This is a genomic window from Alicycliphilus sp. T452 (assembly GCF_054512775.1).
The window spans coordinates 73,142-94,774 of sequence record NZ_JBTNEH010000020.1; the positions used below are offsets into that span (position 1 = coordinate 73,142).

A 21,633-nucleotide genomic window follows, 5' to 3' on the forward strand; every position below is an offset into this window, starting at 1 on the left:
AAGAAAAGCGAGATATTTAGAATGGATACGTTCGCTTTTCAGAAACAAATACCGTCATGCCCCAGCCCTCGGTGAAGCAGCTCGAAGCCTTCTGGTGGGCCGCCACCTGCGCCAACTTCGCCACGGCGGCCGAGCGCGTGCACCTGTCGGTGTCGTCGCTGTCCAAGCGCATCGCCGAACTGGAGGCCGCGCTGGGCCAGCCGCTGTTCGACCGCAGCGGCCACCGCGCCGTGCTCACCGAGGCGGGCGAGCGCCTGCTGCCCGCCACGCTGGGCGTGCTCAACGCCATGGCGGCGCTGGGCCAGGCGCTGGACGCACGCGCGGCGCTCACCGGCCGCTGCCGTTTTGGCGTGGGCGACCTCTCGGCGCTGACCTGGCTGCCGGCCTTCGTGGCAGCGGCGCGGCAGGCGCACCCGCAGCTGGGCCTGGAGCCGGTGGTGGACGTGGGCCGCGTGCTGGAGCGCCGCCTGGCCGACGGCGAGCTGGACTTCGCCGTGATCGCGGGCCGCTCGTCGCGCAGCGAACTGCTGTCGCAGCCGGTGGCGGCGGCGCGCTTTTCCTGGGCCGTGGCGCCGGGCTTGCCGGGCGCGGGCCGCCTGGGCGCCGCGGCGCTGCTGCGGCGCCACCCGCTGGTCACGCTGCCGCAAACCGCAGGCACCACGCGGCTGCTGGACGACTGGCTGCTGGCCAACCGCGCCACGGTGCACGAGCGCATCGAGTGCAACAGCTGGGGCGCCGTGGCGGGCATGCTGCGCCGAGGGGTGGGCGTGGGCTTCCTGCCCGCGGACTGGGTGGGTGCGCTGCAGCTGCGCGCCGCCGGCGCGGGTACGCCGCTGGCGCCGCTGCACTATGCCTTCCAGTGGCGGCGCGGCGACGCGCGCGCGCTGATTGCGGCCATGCAGCCTCTGGTGCAGGCGCAGGTGGATTTTTCGGCCGCCCCGGCATTCGCCGGCGCGGCGGGGCCATGATGCAGGGCCATCAGGCGGCCGGCTTCTGGCCGACCTCGAAGTTCGCCATGGCCTCCAGCGCGCGCACCATGCCCGAATGGTCCCAGCCCGCGCCACCGTGCGCCACGCAGGCGCTGAAGAGCTGCTGCGCGGTGGCCGTGTTGGGCAGGGCCACGCCCAGCTCCCTGCCCGCGGACAGGGCGAGGTTCAGGTCCTTCTGGTGCAGCGCGATGCGAAAGCCCGGCTCGAAGGTGCGGCGGATCATGCGCTCGGCATGCACCTCCAGGATCTTGGACGAGGCGAAGCCGCCCAGCAGCGCCTGGCGCACGCGGGCCGGGTCGGCGCCGGCGCGCGAGGCGAACAGCAGCGCCTCGGCCACGGCCTCGATGTTCAGCGCCACGATGATCTGGTTGGCCACCTTGGCGGTCTGGCCGTCGCCGTTGCCGCCCACCAGGGTGATGTTCTTGCCCATCTTTTCGAACAGGGGCCTGACGCGCTCGAACACATCCTCATGGCCGCCCGCCATGATGGACAGCGTGGCGTTCTTGGCGCCCACTTCGCCGCCGGAGACCGGCGCGTCCAGATACCGCGCGCCCACGGCCTCGATGCGCCTGGCGAAGTCCTTGGTCGCCACGGGCGAGATGGAGCTCATGTCCACCACCACCTTGCCGCTGCCGCCCTTGAGGCCCGCGGCCACGCCGTCCTCGCCGAACAGCACCTTCTCCACGTCGGGCGTGTCGGGCAGCATCAGGAAGACGATGTCGGCGCGCTCTGCCACGCCGCGCGCCGTGGTGCACTGGGTGGCGCTGCTCTCGGCGATCGCGCCCGGCACCTTGCCGCGCGTGTGCACGAACAGCTGGTGGCCGGCCGCGATCAGATGGCCGCACATGGGTGCGCCCATGATGCCCAGGCCGATGAAGCCGAGCTTAAGGGACGATGCGTTCATGGTTTTCTCTCCTGTCTTTCTTCAAAACGAATAGCGCCCGGTGCCCGTCAGGCGGGCACTGCAGCCTTTTTTCCTGCAATCTTCTCCAGCCAGCCCAGGCCCGCCTCGGTGCCGTTGGCCGGCTTGTATTCGCAGCCCACCCAGCCGCCATAGCCGATGCGGTCCAGGTGCGCGAACAGGAAGGGGTAGTTGAGCTCGCCGGTGCCGGGCTCGTTGCGCCCCGGGTTATCGGCCAGCTGCACGTGGGCGATGCGCGCCAGGTGCTTTTGCAGCGTGTTGGCGATCTCGCCCTCGGTGCGCTGCGCGTGGTAGATGTCGTACTGCACGAAGGCGTTGTCGGCGCCGACTTCGTCCAGGATGGACAGCGCCTGGTCCGTGCGGTTCAGGTAGAAGCCCGGAATGTCGAACGGGTTGATGGGCTCGATCAGCAGGCGCAGGCCGGCTGCCTTGAGGGCGGCCGCGGCGAAGCGCAGGTTGCCGACGAAGGTGCTGCGCAGCGTGGCCGCATCGACGCCGGCCGGCGCCTTGCCCGCCAGGCAGTTGAGCTGCGGCACGCCCAGGGCCTTGGCGTAGGCGATGGCCTTGGATACGCCGGCGCGGAATTCATCCACGCGGGCGGGGTCGCAGGCGATGCCGCGCTCGCCGGCGTCCCAGTCGCCGGCGGGCAGGTTGTGCAGCACGATTTCGAGGCCCGTGGCGTCCAGGCGCTCCTTGATCTCGTCCACCGTGTGGGCGTAGGGGAACAGGAATTCCACGGCTTCGAAGCCGGCCTGGGCGGCGCGCTCGAAGCGTTCGAGGAACGGCACCTCGGTGAACAGCATGCTGAGGTTGGCGGCAAAACGGGGCATGAAAAGTCTCCAGTGAATGGGCGAAGGAATCAATCGAGCAGGGCCAGCGCGCTGGGCACGTCGGCCTTGCTGTGCGCCAGTTCCTCGAACTCGACCACGTTGTCGATCTCGGTGCCCATGGAGATGTTGGTCACGCGCTCCAGGATGCACTCGATGACGACGGGCGTGCGGTGCTCGGCCATCCAGGCCTCGGCCTGGCGCATGGCCGGCGCGAAGTCCTCGGGGCGGTGCACGCGGATGGCCTTGCAGCCCAGGCCCTCGACGACCTTGACGTGGTCCACGCCGTAGCCGCGCGATGCCTCGCCCTCGTCCATGTTGATGTTGTCGAAGGCCAGCTGCACGCAGTAGTCGATGCTGAAGGCGCGCTGCGCCTGGCGGATCAGGCCCAGGTAGCTGTTGTTGACCAGCACGTGCACGTAGGGCAGCTTGAACTGCGCGCCCACGGCCAGCTCCTCGATCATGAACTGGAAGTCGTAGTCGCCCGACAGCGCGACGATCCTGCGCTCGGGGTCGGCCACGCGCACGCCCAGGGCGGCCGGCACCGTCCAGCCCAGCGGGCCGGCCTGGCCGCAGTTGATCCAGTGGCGCGGCTTGTACACGTGCAGGAACTGGGCGCCGGCGATCTGCGACAGGCCGATGGTGGAGACGTAGCAGGTGTCCTTGTCCAGGTTGCGGTTCATGCACTGGTAGACGCGCTGGGGCTTCATGGGCACGTCGTCGAACTGCGTCTTGCGCAGGTACTCCACGCTGTTCTTGCGGCCCTGGCATTCGGCGACCCAAGCCTCGCGGTCCTTGAGCCGGCCGGCGGCCTTCCACTCCTTGGCCACGGCCACAAACTTCTCCAGCGCGACCTTGGCGTCGGAGACGATGCCGTAGTCCGGCGCGAACACGCGGCCGATCTGCATGGGCTCGATGTCCACGTGCACGAACTTGCGGCCCTTGGTGTAGACGTCGACCGAGCCCGTGTGGCGGTTGGCCCAGCGGTTGCCGATGCCGAGCACGAAGTCCGACACCAGCATGGTGGCGTTGCCGTAGCGGTGGCTGGTCTGCAGGCCGCACATGCCGGCCATCAGCGGATGGTCGTCGGGGATGGTGCCCCAGCCCATCAGCGTGGGGATCACGGGCACGTTCAGCAGCTCGGCCAGCTCGACGAGCAGCGCGGACGCATCGGCGTTGATCACGCCGCCGCCCGAGACGATCAGCGGGCGCTCGGCCTCGTTGAGCATCCGGACCGCCTTCTCGGCCTGGTTGCGCGTGGCCGCGGGCTTGTACGCCGGCAGGGGCTCGTAGGTCTCGATGTCGAACTCGATCTCGGCCAGCTGCACGTCGATCGGCAGGTCGATCAGCACGGGGCCGGGGCGGCCCGAGCGCATCAGGTGGAAGGCCTGCTGGAAGGCGCGCGGCACCTGGGCGGGCTCCAGCACGGTGGTGGCCCACTTGGTCACGCTCTTGGCGATGGAAGCGATGTCCACCGCCTGGAAGTCCTCCTTGTGCAGGCGCGCGCGCGGCGCCTGGCCGGTGATGCACAGGATGGGGATCGAATCGGCGCTGGCCGAATACAGGCCCGTGATCATGTCGGTGCCCGCCGGGCCGCTGGTGCCTATGCACACGCCGATATTGCCGGCCACGGCGCGGGTGTAGCCCTCGGCCATGTGGCTCGCGCCCTCGACGTGGCGCGCCAGGATGTGGCCTATGCCGCCGTGCGCCTTCATCGCCGCGTACAGCGGGTTGATGGCGGCGCCGGGCACGCCGAATGCCACGCTCACGCCTTCCTTCTCCAGCACGCAGACCGCGGCCTCGATCGCTTTCATTCTTGCCATGGGTTCATCTCCTTGAAGCTGGATCAACTCTAGGCAAGCAGGGGCGGCAGCGGAAGGCGGCCACGGGCCATAAAATTTATTCCACACAGGAATGAACGAGGAGACAGGCCATGGACAAACTGGACGCCATGCACATGTTCGTGCGGGTGGTGGAAACCGGCAGCTTCACCCAGGTGGCGCGCGAATTCGCCACCACCCAGCCCACGGTGACCAAGCAGGTCGCGGCCATGGAGGCGCGCCTGAAGGTGCGCCTCCTGAACCGCAACACGCGCGGCGTGAGCCTGACCGAGCCGGGCACGCTGTACTACGAGAAATGCAAGGCCATCGTGAACGACGTGGCCGAGGCCGAGAACGTGGTCAAGGTGCGCCAGAGCCAGGTGCAGGGCCAGCTGCGCATAGGCAGCTCGGTCGCCTTCGGGCGGCGCGTGGTGGTACCGCTGGCGCTGGAGTTCATGCAGCACAACCCCCAGGTGCAGATCGACCTGAGCTTCGAGGACCGCTACACCGACCTGGTGGCCAGCGGCATCGACGTGGCGCTGCGCCTGGGCAAGCTGGCCGACTCCAGCCTGGGCGCGCGCACGCTGGGCGTGAACCCGTGGGTGCTCGTGGCCTCGCCCGCCTACCTGAAGAAGCACGGCACGCCGCGTCGCCCGTCCGACCTGAAGGAGCATGCCACGCTGATCTACAGCAGCGTGCAGGGCAATGACCTCTGGCGGCTGCGCAACGCCAGCGGCGAGGCGGTGTCGGTGCCCGTCACGGGGCGGCTGCGCTCCAACAACCTGTCGGCCCTGCTGGCCGCGGCGCGCTCGCACATGGGCATCGCCGCCCTGCCCTGGTACGTGGCCCACGAATCGCTGAAGGCCGCCCGCGTGGTCGAGGTGCTCAAGACCTGCCGCCTGCCGGAGCAGGAGATCCACGCCGTCTACCCCTCGCCGCGCCTGGTGCCGCAGAAGGTGCAGGCGTTCATCGCCTTCCTGCAGGGGCGCTTCGGCAGGGAATGGTGGGAGCAGCTGCCGCGCGAGGACTCATCAAAAAGGTGAGCTTCCAGCGCTTACTGGGCAAGCGCTGGAAGGCAAAACCAATTTGCAAATCTGTCCGTTGCGCCTGCCCAGCCGCCCTACGGCATGGCGTAGGCCTCGGCCGGATCGGAATTCGGCTGTGAGAAGGCCGTCTCGAGCGATGGAGGGAACGGCAGGTTCAGGCTGGCGTTGGCCGGCGGAATGGGCGACATGAACCATTTGTCGTACATGGCGCGCAGTTCGCCTGATCGAATGAGCCTGGAGATCTCTGCGTCCACCGCTTGTTTGAAGGTCTCGTCATTGCGCCTGAGCATGAGCGCGATGGGCTCACGCCCGAGCGGCGTGCCGACAATGCGGAAATCCTGCGGATTCTGGAGCATGGCTATGTTGCCGGCCAGCGTGTTGTCGTCCATCGCAAACGCATCGGCGCGGCCCTGGGCCACCATGAGCATGCTCTCGGCATGGTCCTTGGCCATGACGAGGTTGAACTTCAGGCCGTCGCGCTCGAGCTTGCGCAGGCGCGGCACCAGCGTGGTGCCGGTGGTGGTGACGATGGTCTTGCCCGCGAGCTGCCCGGTGCTCTCGATGCCCGAGCTTTTCTTCACCGCGTAACGCGCCTCGGTGATGTAGGTGGTGTTGGCGAAGTCCACCTGCTCCTTGCGGGAAGCCGTGTTGCTGGTCGAGCCGCATTCCAGGTCGACCGTGCCGTTCTGAACCAGCGGCATGCGGTTCTGCGAGGTCACGGCCTGGTAGCGGACCTGTGCCTGCGGGAACAGGCTTTTGGCGATGCGCTCGCACAGTTCCACGTGATAGCCCACGTACTGGCTGCTGCCCAGCAGGTACGACAGCGGCGCCGAGGCTTCGCGCACGCCGAGCACGATGGCTCCGCTGGCCTTCACTTTCTCCAACGTGCCCTGTGGCTGTGCGATGGAGGGCAGGTGCAGCAGGGTGGCCAGAACGGCGCCCCATGCGATGGGATTGGGTTGCATGCTTGTCTCCTTGGTCTATGTCTTTTGTCTCTTCCGGACCGCAGGCACCGCTCAGGCCGGGACCAGCCGGTTGCGGGTGATCTCGTCGAGGCTGCGGCGCAGCGCCTCATCCAGGATGTCCACGCCGCGGTCGATCTCGCCCTGCGTGGCGGTGAGGGGCGGTGCGATGCGCCACACCGAACCGCGCTCCGGGCGGCGCCGGATGTTCATGCTCAGGCCCAGCTCGTAGCAGCGCTGCGTGGTGATGGCGCCCAGCGCGTGGTAGGGCTCGCGCGTCTCGCGGCTCTTGACCAGTTCTACGCCCAGCAGCATGCCTTCGCCGCGCACGTCGCCAATGGCCTCGTAGCGCGACTGCAGTTCCTCCAGGCGCCGACGCAGATAGGCGCCCATGCTCTGGGCACGCTCGATCAGGCGCTCCTGCTGGATGGTGCGCAGCACGGCCAGACCCACGTTGGCGGGCAGCGGGTCGGACACGTGGCTGGTGTAGAAGGTGAAGCCCTTGGCGTGGATGTCGTCCTCGATCTTCGGCGTGGTGGACACGGCCGCCAGCGGAAGGCCGCCGCCCATGGTCTTGGAGACCGCCATGATGTCCGGCGTAACACCGAAGAAGTCTGCTGCGTGGCGGTGGCCAATGCGCCCGAACGCGGTCTGCGCCTCGTCGAAGATCAGCAGCATGCCGCGCTCGTCGGCCGCCTTGCGCAGGGCCTGCATGTAGGACTTGGGCGGCACCAGCACGCCGCCCGCGCTGATGATGGGCTCGATGATGATGGCTGCGCGCCGCCCGGTGCTGGCCATGTCGTACATCTTCAGGCCGAGTTCCAGGCAGGCGAGGGCCGAAGCCTCGCCGTCCAGCCCCTGGATGTAGGGGCGGTACATGTTGGGCTCGGGCATGACGAAGACGCCGGGCACGTGCACGCCGTAGCCTTTGCGGTCGCTGGCGAAGGACGCGGCCGACGCCGCGCCGGTCACGCCATGCCAGGAGCCGCCCACTGCCAGGATCTCGAAGCCCTGCGTGTACATCTTGGCCATGCGCAACGCCACCTCGTTGCTCTCGGAGCCGGTATTGATGAAGATGGATTTGCTCAGGCCCTGGGGCATCCAGTCCCGGGCCATGGTCTGTGCGAGCCGGGCCACGACCTCGGGGATCATCCCGCTGAACATGTGGTAGGCCTTCTCGCCGGCCTCGTGGACGGCCTGGACGATGGCCGGATGGTTGTGGCCGATGGTGGCACACATCTGGCCGGAGGTGAAGTCCAGGATCTCGCGGCCGGTGTCGTCCGTGACAACGCAGCCCTTGGCGCTGCGAAACAGGCTGGGAAAGGTGTCTCCGCCGTAGCGGACCATGAATTCCTTGGCGGCTTCTCTGAGCTGGGTGTCCATTGCGCTGTCCTTGGGAGTGTGTGGATGGGCCCAGTATTTCGGGCGGGCGCGGGGGCGTCCAATGCCATTCGCGCAAATCGCGCCATGGGCGGCGCGCATGGGCCATACGCAAAACCGATTGCATGGCGCGCGCCGGTTTGGTGTGATGACGGCCGTGACAATGCGAAGTTCGCAGACACCTGAAGGAGGACGAATGGAGACCCGCTGGATTCAGGACTTCGTGACCTTGGCGGATGTGCGCAACTTCACGCGCGCAGCGGAGTTGCGCAATGTCTCGCAAGCGGCGTTCAGCCGGCGCATCCAGGCGCTTGAGCAATGGCTGGGCACGGCGCTGGTCGACCGCACCTGCTTTCCCTTGCGCTTTACCGAGGCGGGCGAGCGCTTCCGGGCATCGGCCGTGGCGCTGCTCGCACAGATCGATGACGTGCGCGCCGAGGCGGCAGGCGCAAACGCCAGCAACAACGTGAAGCTGGCCATGCCCTATGCGCTGGCCGCCACCCGGCTTTCGCCGTGGTGGGACGACTGGAGCCGGGGGCTAGACGCACGCCTCTCCGTGAGCACTGGAAACGTGCTCGACACCATGCAGGCGCTGTCCGAGGGGTCGGTGGATCTGGTGATCGGCTACCTCCACGCGGCCAGCCCCATCGCGCCGGATCTGAGCCGCCACGAACACCTCCTGCTGGGCACGGAAAAAGTGCGCCCCTACAGCGTGGTGACCAGCGCAACCGACAGGTCGCCGCGCTTTGCGCTGCCGGACACGGCCGGCCATCCCGCGCCGCTGCTGATGTATTCGCCGACCGTCTATTTCTCGCGCGTGGTGCGCTCGGTACTGGACGCCGAGGGCACATCGCTGCATGGACCTACCGTGGTCGAGTCGGCGATGACGGATGTGCTCGCATCCATGGCGGAAAAAGGCATGGGCCTGGCCTGGCTTCCGGACAGTTGCGTAGCGCAGGGCCGTTTTCCGTCGCTGGTGCCCGCTGCGGATGCACGCTGGTGCACCCATGTGGACGTCGTCGCCTTCCGGCTGCGCCACAACACGCGTCCGATGGTGGAACGCGTGTGGAGCCGCATGGCCGCCGCTCGATGACGAGCGGCGGCGCAAGCCCTCGGCCTACAGCACCAGGATGGCCCGAAAGTCGTTCACATTCGTATTCGTGGGCCCCGTGACGACCAGATCGCCCAGCGCCTCGAAGTAGCCATAGGCGTCGTTGCGGTCCAGGTACCCTCCGATGCGCAGGCCCTGCGCGGCGGCGCGGTTCAGCGTGTCGGGCGCCACGCGGGCGCCGGCGTTGTCCTCCACGCCGTCGATGCCGTCGGTATCGGCCGCCAGCGCCCACACCCCTTCCTGCCCCTGCAGCGCCTGGGCCAGGCCCAGGCAGAACTCGCCGGCGCGCCCGCCGCGGCCCCTGGGGGTGCCGGGCTGCTGCGGGCGGATGGTGACCGTGGTCTCGCCGCCCGACAGGATCACGCAGGGGCGCGCGAACGGCTGGCCGCGCTGGGCCACGGCGCGCGCCAGCGCGGCATGCACCTTGCCCACTTCGCGCGACTCGCCCTCGATCTCGTCGGACAGGATGTGGGCCTCCATGCCGGCCGCGCGCGCCGCCGCCGCCGCGGCCTCCAGCGACTGCCGGGGCGTGGCGATCAGGTGCACCTCGTGGCCGGCAAAGCAGGCGTCGCCCGGCTTGGGCGTCTCCAGCGCGCCCGTCTGCAGCGCGGCGCGCACGGCGGCGGGCACCTCGATCCGGTAGCGGTCCAGGATCGCCAGCGCATCGGCGCAGGTCGAGGCGTCGGGCACCGTGGGGCCGCTGGCGATGATGGACGGGTCGTCGCCGGGCACGTCGCTGATGGTGAGCGTGACCACCTTCGCCGGCGCGCAGGCCGCGGCCAGGCGCCCGCCCTTGATGCGCGACAGATGCTTGCGCACGCAGTTCATCTCGGAGATGGCCGCGCCGCTCTCCAGCAGCGCCTTGTTGATGCGCTGCTTGCCGGGCAGGTCCAGGCCCTCGGCCGACAGCGTGAGCAGGGCCGAGCCGCCGCCCGAGATCAGGCACAGCACCAGGTCGTCCCCGGTCAGCCCCTGCGTCAGCGCCAGGATGCGCTCGGCCGCCTGCAGGCCCGCGGCGTCGGGCACGGGGTGGGCCGCCTCGACGACCTCGATGCGCTGCGCCAGCCCCTCGGGGCGCGGCGGGACATGGTGGTAGCGCGTGACCACCAGCCCCGACAGCGGCGCGTCCTGCGGCCACAGGGCTTCGAGCGCCTGGGCCATGGAGCCACCCGCCTTGCCCGCGCCCAGCACCACCGTGCGGCCCTTGGGGACCGGCGGCAGATGCTGCCCCATGCTGTGCAGCGGCTGGGCGCGCTGCACCGCCACGCGGAACAGGTCGAGCAGGAAGGCCTGGGGGTTCGCGCTGGGCGCCTGGGGTGTCGCGGTCATGGTGTGCGGTGTCTCCTGCCGGACATTATGGAAGAGCACCCGCCGCGCAAAGCCCGCAGGCGGGTCAAAACTGCTTTCTCAATCCAGCGATACCTTGGCATCCTTGACCAGCCTGGCGAAGCGCGCGGTGTCTTCGTGGATCCTGCGCGCCATCTGCTCGGGCGTGTCGCCGATCGGCACGGCGCCGATGTCGTCCATCTTCCTGCGGAAATCGGGCGACTGGATGATCTTCGCCATGTCGGCGTTCAGCCGCGCCACCACGTCCCTGGGCGTTCCCGCGGGCGCGAGCATGCCGAACCAGGTGCCCATGTCGAAGCCCTTGAGACCCGCCTCGTCCAGCGTGGGCACGTCGGGCAGCGCCACCGAGCGCCTGGCCGTGGTGACGGCCAGCGCACGCAGCTTGCCGGCCTTGATGTGCGGCAGCACGGGCGTGACGGTGTCGAACGACATGTCGATCTGCCCGCCCAGCAGGTCGGTGGTCAGCGGCCCGCTGCCCTTGTAGGGCACGTGCAGCAGCTGCGCGCCGCTCATGCCCTCGAACTGCGCGCCGATCAGGTGCTGGCCCGTGCCCGCGCCGTTGGAGCCGTAGGTCAGCAGGCCGGGCTGTGCCTTGGCCAGCGCCAGCAGTTCCTGCACCGTCCTGGCGGGAACCTGCGGGTTCACGACGAGCACGTTGGGCACCAGGGCCACGGTGGTGATGGGGGCCAGGTCCTTCTCGAAGTCGTAGCCGAGCTTCTTGTACACGCTGGTGGCGATGGTGTGGTGCACCGCGCCCATGAGCAGGGTGTAGCCGTCGGCCTTTGCCTTGGCCACGTAGTCCGCGCCCAGCGTGGCGCCGGCGCCGGGCTTGTTCTCCACCACCACGGGCTGGCCCAGGGTCTTGGACAGTTCCTGCCCCAGCGCGCGCGCCAGCACGTCGGTCGTGCCCCCTGCCGGGAAAGGCACGATGATGCTCACCGGCCGGGCCGGCCAGGCCTGCGCCGCGGCGCAGGATGCCCAGCCCGCTGCGGCCAGCGCCAGGGCGCCGAGGAAGGCGCGCTTGTGGATGCGATGCGTCGTCATGGTGTCGTCTCCTTCGCTTGGTTCTCGGGGAATGTCAGGCGAACCGCGCGCAGACCGCGTCGGTCACCTGCCGGGTGGTGGCCTTGCCGCCCAGGTCGCCCGTGTGGAGCTGCGGGTCGGCGGTCACCTGCTCCACGGCGCGCATCAGGCGCCGGGCGGCGGCCTGCTCGCCCAGGTGCTCCAGCAGCATCACGCAGCTCCAGAACGTGCCCACGGGATTGGCCAGGCCCTTGCCCATGATGTCGAAGGCCGATCCGTGGATGGGCTCGAACATGCTGGGGTAGCGGCGCTCGGGGTCGATGTTGCCGGTGGGCGCTATCCCCAGGCTGCCCGCGAGCGCGGCGGCCAGGTCGCTCAGGATGTCGGCGTGCAGGTTGGTGGCGACTATGGTGTCCAGCGTCGCGGGGCGGTTGACCATGCGCGCGGTGGCGGCGTCCACCAGCTCCTTGTCCCACTTCACGCCGGGGAACTCCCGGGCGATCTGCGTGGCGATCTCGTCCCACATCACCATGGCGTGGCGCTGGGCGTTGCTCTTGGTGATGACGGTGAGCTGCTTGCGCGGGCGGCTCTGCGCCAGCCTGAACGCGAAGCGCATGATGCGCTCCACGCCGGCGCGGGTCATCATGCTCACGTCGGTGGCGGCCTCCAGCGGGTGGCCCTGGTGCACGCGCCCGCCCACGCCGGCGTATTCGCCCTCGGAGTTCTCGCGCACGATCACCCAGTCCAGGTCCGCGGGGGCGCAGCGCTTGAGCGGCGCGTCGATGCCCGGCAGGATGCGCGTGGGCCGCACGTTGGCGTACTGGTCGAACCCCTGACAGATCTTCAGGCGCAGGCCCCAGAGCGTGACGTGGTCGGGAATGTGCGGGTCGCCCGCCGAGCCGAACAGGATCGCGTCCTTGTCCCTGAGCGCCTGCAGGCCGTCGGCCGGCATCATCTCGCCGTGCTCGCGGTACCAGTCGCCGCCCCAGCCGTAGCTGGTGAACTCGAAGGCCAGGCCGGGCTGCGAGGCGGCCAGCGCCTGCAGCACCTCCTGGCCCGCGGGGATGACTTCCTTGCCGATGCCGTCGCCGGGAATGCAGGCGATGCGATAGGTCTTGGTCATGGGAATGCGTGCTCCTTGGGGTTGGGTCCGGGCCACGCGAAACGCATGGCATGGCCCGGAATCTACCGATGGCGCACCGCTGCGGCATGCCGCTAAAGTGATGCCATCGTTAACTTTCATTCAACAATGAGCACCCCTTCCAGCGCCCCGTCGGAGATGGCCTTCTTCAGCCTGCTGGCGCGCCTGGGCAGCCTGTCGGGCGCCGCGCGCGAGCAAGGCATCAGCACGGCGGCGGCCAGCAAGCGCCTGGCGCAGATGGAGTCGCGCCTGGGCGTACGGCTGGTGAGCCGCACCACGCGGCGCCTGCACCTGACGGCCGAGGGCGAGACCTACCTGCGGCACGCGCGCCGCATCCTGGCGGAGATCGACGCCATGGAGCAGCTCGTGGCCGACATGCAGTCCACCCCGCAGGGGCTGCTGCGCGTGAACGCCACGCTGGGCTTCGGGCGCAGCCACATCGCGCCGCTGGTGCCGGCCTTCGTGCGCCGGTACCCGCAGATCCAGCTGCAGCTGCAGCTGTCGGTGCAGCCCCCGCCGCTGGCGGACGACGGGTTCGACGTGTGCATACGCTTCGGCGAGCCGCCCGACGCGCGCGTGATCGCGCGGCGCCTGGCGCCCAACCGGCGGCTGCTGTGCGCAGCGCCCGCCTACCTGGCCAGGCGCGGCACGCCGGCCAGGCCCGCCGACCTGCAGCAGCACGACTGCATCGACATCCGCCAGGGGGACGACGCCCACGGCGTGTGGCGCTTCGCCGGCCCGCGCAAGCACGAGTCGGTCAGGCTGCGCAACCACCTGGCCACCAACGACGGCGAGATCGCCGTGAACTGGGCCCTGGCCGGCTTGGGGCTGGTCATGCGCGCCGAATGGGACGTGGCGCGCTACCTGCGCAGCGGCCGGCTGGTGCAGGTGCTGCAGGACTGGCAGACGCCCCCGGCCGACATCCACGCCGTGTACCCGCAGCGGCACGCGGCCACCACGCGGGTGCGGGCCTTCGTGGACTTCGCGGCCGAGCACTTCAGCGCGTTCACGCCGAGTTTCTAGGGCAGTTCACAGAAACTGTATACAAAAGTTGTGCTCTGGGTCTATGATGGCCGGATGGAAACATCTACCACTGGTTTCATCGTCGAGAGCCTGACCCGCGCCATCGTCGAGCACCGGCTGCGGCCCGGCACCAAGCTGGCCGAGCAGAAGCTGGCAGACCATTTCGGCGTGTCGCGCACCCTGGTGCGCCAGGCACTGTTCCAACTGTCGCAGAACCGGCTGATCCGCCTGGAGCCGGCGCGCGGCGCCTTCGTCGCCACGCCCTCGGTGGAGGAGGCGCGCCAGGTGTTCGCCGTGCGCCGCATGCTCGAGGCCGAGATGGTGCGCGCCTTCATGGCGCAGAAGACGCCGGCCAAGATCCGCGCGCTCAAGGTGCATATGGCCGCCGAGCAGAAGGCCATGGAGCGCGAGGACGTGGGCCAGCGCACCGAGCTGCTGGCCGACTTCCACGTGCGCATCGCAGAGCTCATGGGCAACGAGGTGCTGGCCCAGCTGCTGGGCGAGCTGCTCTCGCGCTGCGCGCTGATCACGCTGATGTACCAGTCCACCACGGCGGCCGCGCATTCGCACGAGGAGCACGAGGCCATCGTGGCCGCGCTGGCCGGCAGCGATACGGCCGCCGCCGTGCTGCTCATGCAGCAGCACCTGGACAACGTGGAAGCGGGCCTGACCTTCGACCGCGACCTGCCGACCAACGACCTCTCCATGGCCCTCTCCGCCATAGCCCCATGACCTACGACGCCTGCAGCCCCTACCCCCGCGACCTCGCCGGCTACGGCCGCACGCCCCCGCACCCCGAGTGGCCCGGCCAGGCGCGCGTGGCCGTGCAGTTCGTGCTGAACTACGAGGAAGGCGGCGAGAACTGCGTGCTGCACGGCGATGCGGCCAGCGAGCAGTTCCTGTCCGAGATGTTCAACCCGGCCGCCTACCCCGCGCGCCACATGAGCATGGAGGGCATCTACGAATACGGCTCGCGCGCGGGCGTGTGGCGCCTGCTGCGCGAGTTCGAGCGCCGCGGCCTGCCGCTGACCGTGTTCGGCGTCGCCACGGCCCTGCAACGGCACCGCGAGGTGGCCCAGGCCTTCCACGAGCTGGGCCACGAGGTGGCCTGCCACGGCCTGAAGTGGATCCACTACCAGGACGTGCCCGAGGAGGTCGAGCGCGCCCACATGGCGCAGTGCATGGAGATCTTCGGCGAGCTGTACGGCCACGGCGGCGACCACGGCCTGGGCTGGTACACGGGCCGCGACAGCCCCAACACCCACCGCCTGGTGGCCGACGACGGGCGCTTCGCCTACGACAGCGACTACTACGGCGACGACCTGCCGTTCTGGATGAAGGTGCAAAAGACCGGCGGCGGCACGCACCACCAGCTCGTCGTGCCCTACACGCTGGACGTGAACGACATGCGCTTCGCCCTGCCCCAGGGCTACTCGCACGCCGACCCGTTCTTCCAGTACATGAAGGACACCTTCGACGTGCTCTACGCCGAGGGCGACCCCGCCGGCGACGACGACGCACCCAAGATGATGAGCATAGGCATGCACTGCCGCCTGCTCGGCCGCCCCGGGCGCATCGCGGCGCTGCAGCGCTTCCTGGACCACGTCCAGCGCCACGACCACGTGTGGGTGGCGCGGCGCATCGACATCGCGCGCCACTGGGCGCAGCGCTTTCCCCAGCCCGCCATATAAGAGAAAACAGCCTCCAGCGCTTGTCCAGCAAGCGCTGGCAGCTCACTTTTTGATAGGAGACACCATGGCCTCGACCCTGGAACAACTGAACGCCGCCCCCGCCGCCGAGGCCGCGGCCCTGCTGGACGGCCTGTACGAGCACTCGCCCTGGATCGCCGAGGCAGCGCTCGCCCAGCGCCCCTTCCGGTCGCTGGCACACATCAAGCACGCCATGGTGCAGGTGCTGGCCCAGGCGGCGCCGGAGCGGCAGCTCGGCCTGATCCGCGCCCACCCCGAGCTGGCGGGCAAGGCCATGGTCAGCAAGGCGCTGACCGCCGAATCCACCAACGAGCAGAACAAGGCGGGCCTGACGGACTGCACGCCCGAGGAATTCGCGCGCATCCAGCAGCTCAACGCGGACTACAACGCGCGCTTCGGCTTCCCGTTCATCCTGGCCGTGCGCGGCCCGCGCGGCACGGGTTTACGCAAGAAGGAAATCATCGACACCTTCGCGCGGCGCCTCTCGAACCACCCCGACTTCGAGCGCGCCGAGGCGCTGCGCAACATCCACCGCATCGCCGAGATCCGCCTGAACGACAAGTTCGGCTACGAGCCGGTGCTGGGCAACGACGTGTGGGACTGGCAGGAAAAGCTCAGCGCGCACACCGACCCGGGCTATGCCGAGCTGGGCCAGCTCACCGTCACCTACCTCACCGACGCGCACCGCGCCTGCGCCCAGCGCATCAGCCACTGGATGCGCGACTGCGGCTTCGACGAGGTGGAGATCGACGCCGTGGGCAACGTGGTGGGCCGCTACCACAGCGCCACGCCCGGCACCAAGTACCTCATCACCGGCAGCCACTACGACACCGTGCGCAACGGCGGCAAGTACGACGGGCGCCTGGGCATCTTCGTGCCCATGGCCTGCGTGCGCGAGCTGCACCGCCAGCACAGGCGCCTGCCCTTCGGCATCGAAGTCGTCGCGTTCGCGGAAGAGGAAGGCCAGCGCTACAAGGCCACGTTCCTGGGCTCCGGCGCGCTGATCGGGGACTTCAAACAGGAATGGCTGGACCAGAAGGATGCCGACGGCATCACCATGCGCGAGGCCATGGAGCACGCGGGCCTGTGCATCGCCGACATCCCCAGGCTGCGGCGCGACGCGGCGCAGTACCTGGGCTTCGTCGAGGTGCACATCGAGCAGGGACCGGTGCTCAACGAGCTGGACATCCCGCTGGGCGTGGTCACCTCCATCAACGGCGGCGTGCGCTACGTGTGCGAGACGACCGGCATGGCCAGCCACGCCGGCACCACGCCCATGGACCGCCGCCGCGACGCCGCCCTGGGCGTGGCCGAGCTGGCCCTGTACATGGAGCAGCGCGCCGCGCGGGACGGCGACAGCGTGGCCACCATCGGCATGCTGCAGGTACCCAACGGCTCCATCAACGTGGTGCCGGGCCGCTGCCAGTTCAGCATGGACATGCGCGCACCCACCGACCCGCAGCGCGACGCCATGGCGGCCGACGTGCTCGCAAAGCTCGAAGAGATCGCCCGGCGCCGCGGCCTGCAGTACAAGGCCGAGCTGTCCATGAAGGCCGCCGCCGCGCCCAGCGCGCCCGCATGGCAGCAGCGCTGGGAGGCCGCCGTGCAGGCCCTGGGCGTGCCGCTGTACCGCATGCCCAGCGGCGCGGGCCACGACGCCATGAAGCTGCACGAGGTCATGCCCCAGGCCATGCTGTTCGTGCGCGGCCTGAACAGCGGCATCAGCCACAACCCGCTCGAATCCTCCACCGCCGACGACATGCAGCTGGCCGTGGACGCATTCACACATGTATTGAACCAACTCGCGCAGGAGACAGCATGAGCATTTACCAACGACTGGACGCCTGGATCGACCAGCACTTCGACGAGCAGGTGCAATTCCTGCAGGCGCTGGTGCGCGTGCCCACCGACACGCCGCCCGGCAACAACGCCCCGCACGCCGAACGCACGGCCGAGCTGATCAAGGACTACGGCTTCGACGCCGAGAGGCACGCCGTGCCCGAGGCCGACGTGAAGGCCTACGGCATGCAGAGCATCACCAACCTCATCGTGCGCCGCCCCTACGGCCAGGGCGGGCGCACCGTGGCCCTCAACGCCCATGGCGACGTGGTGCCCCCGGGCGAGGGCTGGACGCACGACCCCTACGGCGGCGAGATCGCCGGTGGCGCCATGTACGGCCGCGCCACCGCGGTGAGCAAGAGCGACTTCTCCACCTTCACCTTCGCGGTGCGCGCGCTGGAGGCCGTGGCAAGGCCCGCGAAGGGGAACATCGAGCTGCACTTCACCTACGACGAGGAATTCGGCGGCCTCCTGGGCCCCGGCTGGCTGCTGGAGCAGGGGCTGACGAAGCCCGACCTGATGATCGCGGCCGGCTTCTCCTACGAAGTGGTCACGGCGCACAACGGCTGCCTGCAGATGGAAGTCACCGTGCACGGCAAGATGGCCCACGCCGCCGTGCCGCACACGGGCGTGGACGCGCTGCAGGGCGCGGTCGCCGTCATGAACGCGCTGTACGCGGAGAACACGCGGTACTTGCAGGTCACGTCCAGGGTGCCGGGCATCAAGCACCCCTACCTGAACATCGGCCGCATCGAGGGCGGCACCAACACCAACGTCATCCCCGGCAAGGTGGTGCTCAAGCTCGACCGCCGCATGATCCCCGAGGAAAACCCCGCCGAGGTCGAGGCCGGCATCCGCACCGTGATCGCCCAGGCCGTGGAGCGGTTCAACGCCGAGCGCGGCTACCAGGGCGGCGACGCCGTGCGCGTGGACATCAGGCGCCTGCTGCTGGCCAACGCCATGACGCCGCTGGCGGGCAACAAGCCCCTGGTCGATGCGATCCAGCAGCATGGCGAGGCCGTGTTCGGCACCAGGCCCCCGGCCGTCGGCACGCCGCTGTACACCGACGTGCGCCTGTACGTGGAACGCGGCATCCCGGGCGTGATCTACGGCGCGGGCCCGCGCACCGTGCTCGAATCGCACGCCAAGCGCGCCGACGAGCGCATCGTGCTCGAAGACCTGCGCCGCGCCACCAAGGTGGTGGCGCGCACGCTGCACGACCTGCTGGCCTGAGGCCAATCGCTCCTGAAAACAGAGCTGTCAGCGCTTTCCACACAAGGCCTGGCGGCCTTTTTCATGCCAAAACCGGCGGGAGCACATCGTCCACCGCCGCGGGGCGGCCATACAGCCAGCCCTGCGCCAGCTCGATGCCGCAGGCGCACAGCGCGTCGTGCTGCGCCTGCGTCTCCACGCCCTCGGCCAGCACGCGGCAGCCCAGCTGGTGCAGCTGCGCGACGGAGCCGGCGATGTCCGCGTCGAGCGGGGTCCCCTGGCCCGCGTGGCGCACCACGGTGATGCACAGCTTGGCGATGCCGGGCCGCAGCACGCGTGCCGTATCGAGATCGGCGAAGCCGCAGCCCGTGTCGTCCAGGGCCAGGCCGAAGCCCTGCGCGCGCAGGCCGGCCACCGCGGCCGAGAGCTCCATGGCCCCGTCCAGCGGCAGGTGCTCGGTCAGTTCGAACAGCACGTCCCTGCGCCTCTGCAGCGGCAGCCGCTGCGTGGCGCAGGCCAGGGCCTGCGGCCCCAGGTTCAGGGCCAGGAAGCGGCCCGGCGGCAGTCGCCCCCGGGTGCGCCGCAGCGCCAGCGCGGCGCAGTGCAGCTCCATGTCCACCGTGCGGCCGCAGGCGCCTGCGGCGGCGAAGAGCCGGTCCGGCTGCTCCAGCGCGCTGCCTTGCGGCCCCCGGGAAAGCGCTTCGTAGCCGACGACGGCGCGGTCGCGCATGCGCACGATGGGCTGCAGCAGCGTGCGCACGCCCTGTCGGCCTGCGAGGATGGCCTCCACGGCCTCGGCGGCCCCTTCCTCCAGGACGCCGCCGGGCGGGGCGAGCAGGTCCGGCTGCAGCCAGCCGGGCGGGCACTGCCCGCCCTGCGCGGCCCAGGCATCCGCGGCCAGCGGGCGCGCCAGCAGCCCGAGCGGCATGCGCATTCCCGTGCCCGCGCCCAGCACCTGGGCCGGCAGCGGCTGCGCCAGGCCGCGGCCCGCGGCCTCTATGGCGCCGCAGGTTTCCTGCAGGTCGCGCGCCAGCGCGTTGCGGCGCAGGCGGAACAGCACCGACCAGCGTCCGGCCGCGTCCTGCCGGTGGCGCTCCAGGATCTCGTGCTGGGCCAGCAGGCGGCGGATCAGAGCGTCGGCGGCATCGCCCAGTTCCCGCAGCGCCAGCCGCGCCGCCCGCTCGCCGAAGATGGCCTCCAGGCGCGCCGCGCCGGGCATGGCGATGGCCAGCACGCCGGTGGCCGCCTGCCGCCGTCTGGCGTCAGAAGGATTCCCATTCGGCATCGTTGGCCTCCTGCCTGGCGCGGCCCGGTTCGGGCAGCCTGGCCGGTGCGGCGCGCGGCGCCAGGGGGCGGGCCTGCGCCTTGCCGGCCACGGGCTGGGCCGCAGCGGGCCGTAGCTGCGCGGCAGGCAGCGCCTGCGCCTGCGCCACCGCATCGCCGTCCAGCTTGAAGACGCTCACGGCCTTGGCCAGTTGCGCGGCCTGCTGCTGCAGGGCATCGGCCGCGGCGGCGCTCTGCTCGACCAGGGCCGCGTTCTGCTGCGTGGCCTGGTCCAGGTGGGTGACGGCGTCGCCCACCTGCGCAATGCCCTCGGTCTGCTCGGCCGTGGCGGTGCTGATCTGCGCGATCAGCGCCGCCACGCGCTGCGCCTGGGCCACGATGTCCCCGATGGTGGTACCGGCGTCGCCCACCAGGCGCGAGCCCTCCTCGACCTTGGAGACGCTGGTGTCTATCAGCGCCTTGATCTCCTTGGCCGCCACGGCGCTGCGCTGGGCCAGGCTGCGCACCTCGCCCGCCACCACGGCGAAGCCCCGGCCCTGCTCGCCGGCGCGCGCGGCCTCCACGGCCGCGTTGAGCGCCAGGATGTTGGTCTGGAACGCGATGCCGTCGATCACGCCGATGATGTCGGCGATCTTGCGCGAGCTGGCGGTGATCTCGTCCATCGTGCTCACCACCTGGCCGACCACGGCACCGCCCTTGTGCGCGGTGTCGCTGGCGGAAGCGGCCAGTTGCGTGGCCTGGCGCGCCACGTCGGCATTGTTCCTGACCGAGGAGGTCATCTGCTCCATCGACGATGCCGCCTGCTGCAGGTTGGCGGCCTGTTCCTCGGTGCGCTGCAGCAGCCCGGCGTTGCCGCCGGCGATTTCCTGCGAGCCCGTGGTCACGGCGTTGGATGCCTGGCGCACCTTGCCAACCACCGCGGCCAGGCTGGCCTGCATGGCCCCCAGCGAGGCCAGCACGCTGCCCGGGCGCGCCTGCGCGGCGCCGGCCACCGGCCCCAGGTCGCCCTGCGCCACGTGGCGCGCCACCTCGGCAAGCGCGCCCGGCTCGGCGCCGAGCTGGCGCAGGATGCTGCGGGCCACGGTCCATGCCACCGCGCCGCTGATCAGCAGCGCCAGCACCAGCGCCGAGAGCATCACGGCCAGGAAGCTGCCCGCCTGCTCCAGCGCGGTGCGGTTCTCGGCCTGGATGCGTGCCTCCTCGAAGTCGATGAGCCGGTTGATCGCCGCCAGCCACTGCACGTACTGGGGCTTGGCCTGGTTCCACAGCGTCTCGCGCGCGGCAGCATCGCCCGCTTCGGCCTGGGCGACGATGGCCTGGGTGGTGGCGACGGCCTGGGCCTCGATGTCGCGGATGCCGGCATAGAGCCGGGCCAGCTCGGGCTCGGCGCCCGGCCGCGCGACGAGCTTTTCCAGCGGACCGGCGGATTCCGCGTAGAAGGCGGCCAAGGAGGCGATGGTGGCGATCTCCTTTTGCCGCGCGGCGGGCGTACTGCCGAGCACCACGTCGCGCACGGCGATGGAGCGGTCATGCGCCGAGCCGCGGAAGTTGATGGCGTAGCGCTGCACCTTCACGTGCTCTTCGCTGTTGGCGCGCAACGCGCTGTTGATGCGCTCGACCTTGGCCATCGCGATGCCGGTGACGATGACCAGCAGTGCCAGGATCAATCCAAACCCGGCGTACAGGCGCGCGGCGACTGTCATTCGGGAAAACGGCATGGGAGGCCTTTCTTTTGTTAGAAATAGTAACTTCGATTATATGAATGCAAACATTATGAACGAAAGATAATTTCTATCGCTTTTCAAGAGATGGCCTATGAGAACTTGTTCACGGTCTTTTCATGGGGTACGCATGAAAAGACCGTGAACAGGTTCTGAGAGCCTGTTTGCGATCTTCCGACCTCAGACAATAGGGGTGTGAAAAGAAAGCAATACCCGAGCGACATCAGCCGAGAGAAGTTTGCCGAGATAGAGCTGTTACTGCGCAGCGTCAGGCGCA

At 69.6% G+C, this 21,633-nt stretch carries 18 protein-coding genes; 8 read left to right on the top strand and 10 right to left on the bottom strand.

All coding sequences use genetic code 11. The features are described from left to right. Positions 1–56 precede the first annotated feature (56 nt). Positions 57–968, top strand: coding sequence for a LysR family transcriptional regulator (locus ACX12L_RS17065; RefSeq protein ID WP_459263649.1), 912 nt, complete (start codon positions 57–59; stop codon positions 966–968). A 10-nt stretch (positions 969–978) separates the two neighbouring features. On the opposite strand, the gene glxR is transcribed toward ACX12L_RS17065, so the two are convergent. Genes glxR through gcl form a run of 3 tightly spaced genes read right to left on the bottom strand, consistent with a single transcriptional unit; the run spans position 979 to position 4,561 of the window. Next, complete coding sequence (gene glxR, locus ACX12L_RS17070; RefSeq protein ID WP_459263650.1) at positions 979–1,893, bottom strand: 2-hydroxy-3-oxopropionate reductase; 915 nt, start codon at positions 1,891–1,893, stop codon at positions 979–981. 47 nt (positions 1,894–1,940) lie between these two features. Next, complete coding sequence (hyi, locus tag ACX12L_RS17075; RefSeq protein WP_459263651.1) at positions 1,941–2,741, bottom strand: hydroxypyruvate isomerase; 801 nt, start codon at positions 2,739–2,741, stop codon at positions 1,941–1,943. Positions 2,742–2,770: 29 nt separating this feature from the next. Next, positions 2,771–4,561: a glyoxylate carboligase gene (gene gcl, locus ACX12L_RS17080; RefSeq protein ID WP_459263652.1), complete on the bottom strand. Its 1,791-nt coding sequence runs from the start codon at positions 4,559–4,561 to the stop codon at positions 2,771–2,773. Between the two features lie 110 nt (positions 4,562–4,671). Between gcl and ACX12L_RS17085 the strand changes: the two genes are divergently transcribed. After that, positions 4,672–5,601, top strand: a complete 930-nt coding sequence (locus tag ACX12L_RS17085; RefSeq protein ID WP_459263653.1) for a LysR family transcriptional regulator — start codon at positions 4,672–4,674, stop codon at positions 5,599–5,601. Positions 5,602–5,678: 77 nt separating this feature from the next. On the opposite strand, the gene ACX12L_RS17090 is transcribed toward ACX12L_RS17085, so the two are convergent. Together ACX12L_RS17090 and ACX12L_RS17095 are read right to left on the bottom strand one after the other, a co-directional pair. After that, positions 5,679–6,569, bottom strand: coding sequence for an amino acid ABC transporter substrate-binding protein (locus tag ACX12L_RS17090; RefSeq protein WP_459263654.1), 891 nt, complete (start codon positions 6,567–6,569; stop codon positions 5,679–5,681). A 51-nt stretch (positions 6,570–6,620) separates the two neighbouring features. Then, complete coding sequence (locus tag ACX12L_RS17095; RefSeq protein ID WP_459263655.1) at positions 6,621–7,949, bottom strand: aspartate aminotransferase family protein; 1,329 nt, start codon at positions 7,947–7,949, stop codon at positions 6,621–6,623. Positions 7,950–8,142: 193 nt separating this feature from the next. On the opposite strand from ACX12L_RS17095, the gene ACX12L_RS17100 reads away from it, so the two are divergent. Beyond that, on the top strand, positions 8,143–9,039 hold the full coding sequence (locus tag ACX12L_RS17100; RefSeq protein WP_459263656.1) for a LysR family transcriptional regulator: 897 nt from the start codon (positions 8,143–8,145) through the stop codon (positions 9,037–9,039). A gap of 24 nt (positions 9,040–9,063) precedes the next feature. Here ACX12L_RS17100 and ACX12L_RS17105 read toward each other — a convergent pair whose 3' ends face one another. The 3 genes from ACX12L_RS17105 to ACX12L_RS17115 form a co-directional block, all read right to left on the bottom strand. After that, on the bottom strand, positions 9,064–10,386 hold the full coding sequence (locus ACX12L_RS17105; RefSeq protein ID WP_459263657.1) for a glycerate kinase type-2 family protein: 1,323 nt from the start codon (positions 10,384–10,386) through the stop codon (positions 9,064–9,066). A 78-nt stretch (positions 10,387–10,464) separates the two neighbouring features. Continuing rightward, positions 10,465–11,448, bottom strand: a complete 984-nt coding sequence (locus ACX12L_RS17110; RefSeq protein ID WP_459263658.1) for a tripartite tricarboxylate transporter substrate binding protein — start codon at positions 11,446–11,448, stop codon at positions 10,465–10,467. Between the two features lie 34 nt (positions 11,449–11,482). Then, positions 11,483–12,550, bottom strand: a complete 1,068-nt coding sequence (locus ACX12L_RS17115; RefSeq protein WP_459263659.1) for a tartrate dehydrogenase — start codon at positions 12,548–12,550, stop codon at positions 11,483–11,485. 126 nt (positions 12,551–12,676) lie between these two features. Between ACX12L_RS17115 and ACX12L_RS17120 the strand changes: the two genes are divergently transcribed. The 5 genes from ACX12L_RS17120 to ACX12L_RS17140 all read left to right on the top strand — a co-directional run bounded on the left by ACX12L_RS17120 (position 12,677) and on the right by ACX12L_RS17140 (position 18,372). Continuing rightward, positions 12,677–13,591 (top strand): LysR family transcriptional regulator, encoded by a 915-nt coding sequence (locus ACX12L_RS17120; protein WP_459263660.1) that lies wholly within the window; start codon positions 12,677–12,679, stop codon positions 13,589–13,591. A gap of 54 nt (positions 13,592–13,645) precedes the next feature. After that, positions 13,646–14,323 carry a GntR family transcriptional regulator gene (locus ACX12L_RS17125; RefSeq protein ID WP_459263661.1) on the top strand — a complete coding sequence of 226 codons (678 nt, stop codon included), beginning with the start codon at positions 13,646–13,648 and terminating at the stop codon, positions 14,321–14,323. Then, positions 14,320–15,282 (top strand): allantoinase PuuE, encoded by a 963-nt coding sequence (gene puuE, locus ACX12L_RS17130; protein WP_459263662.1) that lies wholly within the window; start codon positions 14,320–14,322, stop codon positions 15,280–15,282. The genes ACX12L_RS17125 and puuE overlap by 4 nt, the downstream gene beginning before the upstream one ends. Positions 15,283–15,346: 64 nt before the next feature. After that, positions 15,347–17,122: a 2-oxo-4-hydroxy-4-carboxy-5-ureidoimidazoline decarboxylase gene (uraD, locus tag ACX12L_RS17135; RefSeq protein WP_459263663.1), complete on the top strand. Its 1,776-nt coding sequence runs from the start codon at positions 15,347–15,349 to the stop codon at positions 17,120–17,122. After that, a complete protein-coding gene (locus ACX12L_RS17140; RefSeq protein ID WP_459263664.1) occupies positions 17,119–18,372 on the top strand; it encodes a M20/M25/M40 family metallo-hydrolase in 1,254 nt (417 codons plus the stop codon). Before uraD ends, ACX12L_RS17140 begins: the two co-directional genes overlap by 4 nt. 61 nt (positions 18,373–18,433) lie before the next feature. Here the strand turns inward: ACX12L_RS17140 and ACX12L_RS17145 are convergent, their stop codons facing one another. Next, positions 18,434–19,636, bottom strand: a complete 1,203-nt coding sequence (locus ACX12L_RS17145) for an EAL domain-containing protein (protein WP_459263665.1) — start codon at positions 19,634–19,636, stop codon at positions 18,434–18,436. Further along, positions 19,614–21,353: a methyl-accepting chemotaxis protein gene (locus ACX12L_RS17150; protein ID WP_459263666.1), complete on the bottom strand. Its 1,740-nt coding sequence runs from the start codon at positions 21,351–21,353 to the stop codon at positions 19,614–19,616. Before ACX12L_RS17150 ends, ACX12L_RS17145 begins: the two co-directional genes overlap by 23 nt. Between the last annotated feature and the right edge of the window lie 280 nt (positions 21,354–21,633).